This is a genomic window from Magnetococcales bacterium (genome assembly GCA_015228815.1).
GTDB lineage: Bacteria > Pseudomonadota > Magnetococcia > Magnetococcales > UBA8363 > UBA8363.
Genome location: JADGCV010000091.1, coordinates 1 through 3,506, shown reverse-complemented (window position 1 = coordinate 3,506; position 3,506 = coordinate 1). Strand labels below are relative to the sequence as shown.

Below are 3,506 nucleotides of genomic sequence, written 5' to 3'. Positions count from 1 at the left end.
GTATCCGGGAAGAGGAACGAGATCAATTTTCATGTCTATGGCCGCATTCTGTACCAAGAGGGAACGATGATAGGGTGAAGGTGAGTGCTGTGGGTGTGCCTCCCTGGGAGGAACTGTTGCGCGTTTCCCCCTGGGCAATGGCGTGTACAGTGGCCGCCGCCGCACCGGAGCGTTGAAACTCCAGGGCGACGGAATCAAACTTGACCCCTTTGTGCATGAAAAACGCCGGGACCTGGGAGAATCCCACTTCGATGGAATAGCTGGGAATATCCGCCGCTCCAGACCCGAACGCATGGGTGTAGGGTCCGGTGCCGGTGGTGGTGGGATCGCCGAGGACGCCGGTGAGCCAGATCCCCAGATAACGCAGATCCACCGGGATGACGATCTCGCCCGCATCGTTGATGACATCGCGCAAGGGAGCCAGGGGATCACGACCCTGACCCAGGAGCGGATCGTCGATAAGCCCCTGTTCACTCCCCAGCGAGCATTTGTTGAAGGGCATCTTGACAAAATTGCCAGAGGGCTGGACGCCGTAGGTGGTTTCGCGCTTGAGCAACAAGGTTGCGTTCGCGCCGTAGGCTCGGGCCATGGTTCATGTCTCCAGGAAGATGGAATCCCCGGTCCCGCGAGGAGGCCGGGGACAAAGGATCAGGCCAGGGTGATGCCGTCGGTGGCTTCATAGGCGATCTCGGTGGCACTCACCGCCTTGCCCAGGTACTGGAAGTACATGACCGGAACCGGTGGGCGGGGTGGCAGTGGCGGCCCCGGCGGTGGCAGCACTCAGGAAGACCCTCGTGCCGGGGGTGTGTCCGGAAACCTGATCGTTGACCCCTTCGAAGTAGACGTTGACCGGGTTGCCGACAGTGACGGTCTCCTTGACGAAGCCGTCCGCCTGGATGGCAGAGTTATCGGCCTTGGCCGGTTTGACCTTGAGGGTTCCGAGATCATCGTAGACCGTAACGAAGTTCCCGGCGGTCACGTCCACACCAACGGGAAGGCTTTTCAGGTCCGGTCCGATGCCAGTGGGCATCATGGTCAGATCCAGTTTGCCCCCGGAATCCAGCGCCGGAATCCTCCCCTCATCCGCGGGTCCATTGGAAATGTTGACGGCGGCCTCCTCCTTGGTACGGCCATCGGTGGTGTCAACCTTGAGATATTTGCGCACTGCCATGTTCGAAACTCCTCATGATGGTTAGAAAAACAGATCAAAATGCCTGAAGTTCGGCGATTTCCAGCTCGAACTGATCACGCTGGGAACATCTGTCCCGGTGAGGACAAATATTTTTGCAAAAATGCAGGCAGCAGCCGAAACCGATGGGGAGCATGGTCCAGAAGCGTTTCCCCCGGCGGTTCAACGCCACAATGCTTCCGGCATCTTCGGGACCGTTGGAACGGTCGATGGCAAACGCCTCCTCGGGCCGACCGGTCTGACCGTTCAGCCTGATGAATTTCTGGGTGGTCATGATGATTTCCTACAAAAGCTGGATGGCGGGTTCGATGTTGATGAAAAGTTCCATCTCCGAGATGGACGATCCCACTACCACCAGGAAGCCGGAGGTGGGCGGCATCTGGGTGGGTTCGCCGGTGAGACCCAGAAAGACCTGGCTGTTGACGCTGTCCCAGTTCCAACCGGCGTTGATGACTGGTCCGAAGATTTGCAACTGAACCGCTTCGCCACCCTCCGCGCTGGAGAGGGTCATGCCAAGGACGTTGCCGCCAATACTCTGGTCAGCGAGAACGACCCGGGCATCCTGATCGAGGGTGACCAGCTGGAAGGCTTCCAGATTATCCGCCGCGACGAAAGTCACCGAACCACCGCAGGATGGCGGATCCTGAATGGGACCCGTGGGTCCGCAATGGGTCCAGACGGCGTTGGTTTCGTATTCGATGACGGGTTCGAAGATGCCGGTTTTGATGGCCGGAGCACCCTCGACCGCTTCCACTTCGGTCGTGGGTTGGCCGATGGTCATGCCGAAGGAGAGGCCACCCAGAGTGGGGTTGGCCGACAGCACTTCCCCGACCGAAACCATCAGGGCATCGAACGCTACATCCCGCGCCCCGGCATCGGCATGTTGGACGTACATCTCAATCTCCACCCGGTGGCTGTAATAGGCCCCGCCCACACCGCCCAAAGCGAGGTCTGGTTCTCCGGGATCACCATCACGCAGGATGATGAGGCCTGCTTCCGGGATCCTGGTGGAGACCGCCATGTTGCGTTCGACCCGGACATCGGGGATAGTCTCCAAGATCGCCTTCAACACCTGGAGGATCTGTTCAGACTTGGAAGGCACTTGGAATCGTTCCTCAAATGTGATACATTTTTCTTGAAAGGAGATTTCCCAATGGCCAAGACCGAAATGATCCGCGCCCGGGTGGAACCGGATCTGAAACATAATGCCGAAGCGGTATTTTCGATCCTGGGGCTATCCCCTACAGAAGCGATTACTCTGTTTTATAAACAGGTGGCGCTTCAAAACGGCCTTCCCTTTGACGTCAAAATCCCCAATGCTACAACCTTGGAGGCAATACGGCAGGCCAGAGATGAAGATGATGTGTTGGAATACGCCAGCCTGGATGAGTTGAAAGCGGAGTTTCGATGAATCGCAGGCTGAAAAGCACCCGGCAATTCAAACGCGACCTCAAATTGATGCAGAAACGCGGCAAGGATCCTGAAAAATTATGGGATATCGTTGAAATGATCCTCGCTTCTGTACCCCTGGACGTTCGGTATAAACCGCACAGGTTGAGTGGAAACTACGCTTCATTCTGGGAATGCCATATCGAACCAGATTGGCTGTTGATTTGGGACGACAATGAAATCAGGGTGATGCTTGTCCGAACCGGAACACATTCCGATCTGTTTTGATCCAGCTGAAAGAAATCAACCTCCCATGTGACGATCAATGATTTCCGGGAGCCTTCCGATCCAAAAATCGGCGGCCTGTTTGACATCCAATCGCCTGGGCATTTTGACCTGGGGCACCAGCAGAAACATCACCACCGTGGTCATGCCGGACTTGATGCGGCCCGTTTTGGTGTGGCTTCCACCCTTGGCCTGCCGTCCCACCCGTCCGGTGCGGGCACTGACCCGAACGCCCTCCACCACCAGCAGGGACGGCCCCGTGGTCCGGTAGACGAACCGCAAGGGTCCATACCGGTGTTCGGGAAAGTTGGACGGGTTGATCCGTTTGCCATCGGTGCCGCGTTTGGGCACGGAAGGGGTTGGAATCGCGAGCCAGAAACCTGCGTCGCTCTTGATCAAAACCCCCTCGTCGAAGGCCCGGATGATTTGCGGGGCCTGGGTCCAAACCATGCTGGCGGCGTTGTGCCGGTCGTTGGGATAATGACGGCTGCGCCAGGCCCGGGCCACCCGGGGACCCAGACCGGCGGCGATCACCTGGCCCAAGTTTAACACAGAATTTTATAAACAATTAAATAACAACATGTTACGAGTTGAAAATTTTCCGAGTGGCACTACAAACACGCCATTCTTTGATTTGCTCTAT

7 protein-coding genes are annotated in these 3,506 nt (G+C 57.2%); 2 read left to right on the top strand and 5 right to left on the bottom strand.

All coding sequences use genetic code 11. The features are described from left to right. Positions 1 to 22: 22 nt before the first annotated feature. The 4 genes from HQL76_18105 to HQL76_18090 all read right to left on the bottom strand — a co-directional run bounded on the left by HQL76_18105 (position 23) and on the right by HQL76_18090 (position 2,246). On the bottom strand, positions 23 to 589 hold the full coding sequence (locus HQL76_18105; GenBank protein ID MBF0111083.1) for a hypothetical protein: 567 nt from the start codon (positions 587 to 589) through the stop codon (positions 23 to 25). Positions 590 to 676: 87 nt separating this feature from the next. Continuing rightward, entirely contained in the window at positions 677 to 1,171 is a 495-nt protein-coding gene (locus tag HQL76_18100; protein ID MBF0111082.1) for a hypothetical protein, read from the bottom strand. Between the two features lie 34 nt (positions 1,172 to 1,205). Beyond that, a complete protein-coding gene (locus tag HQL76_18095) occupies positions 1,206 to 1,463 on the bottom strand; it encodes a hypothetical protein (protein MBF0111081.1) in 258 nt (85 codons plus the stop codon). Positions 1,464 to 1,472: 9 nt separating this feature from the next. Then, a complete protein-coding gene (locus HQL76_18090) occupies positions 1,473 to 2,246 on the bottom strand; it encodes a hypothetical protein (GenBank protein MBF0111080.1) in 774 nt (257 codons plus the stop codon). 96 nt (positions 2,247 to 2,342) lie between these two features. On the opposite strand from HQL76_18090, the gene HQL76_18085 reads away from it, so the two are divergent. Next, positions 2,343 to 2,600: a type II toxin-antitoxin system RelB/DinJ family antitoxin gene (locus tag HQL76_18085; protein MBF0111079.1), complete on the top strand. Its 258-nt coding sequence runs from the start codon at positions 2,343 to 2,345 to the stop codon at positions 2,598 to 2,600. Next, positions 2,597 to 2,866 carry a type II toxin-antitoxin system YafQ family toxin gene (locus HQL76_18080; GenBank protein ID MBF0111078.1) on the top strand — a complete coding sequence of 90 codons (270 nt, stop codon included), beginning with the start codon at positions 2,597 to 2,599 and terminating at the stop codon, positions 2,864 to 2,866. Before HQL76_18085 ends, HQL76_18080 begins: the two co-directional genes overlap by 4 nt. Before the next feature lie 15 nt (positions 2,867 to 2,881). On the opposite strand, the gene HQL76_18075 is transcribed toward HQL76_18080, so the two are convergent. Then, on the bottom strand, positions 2,882 to 3,415 hold the full coding sequence (locus HQL76_18075; GenBank protein ID MBF0111077.1) for a hypothetical protein: 534 nt from the start codon (positions 3,413 to 3,415) through the stop codon (positions 2,882 to 2,884). Positions 3,416 to 3,506 lie beyond the last annotated feature (91 nt).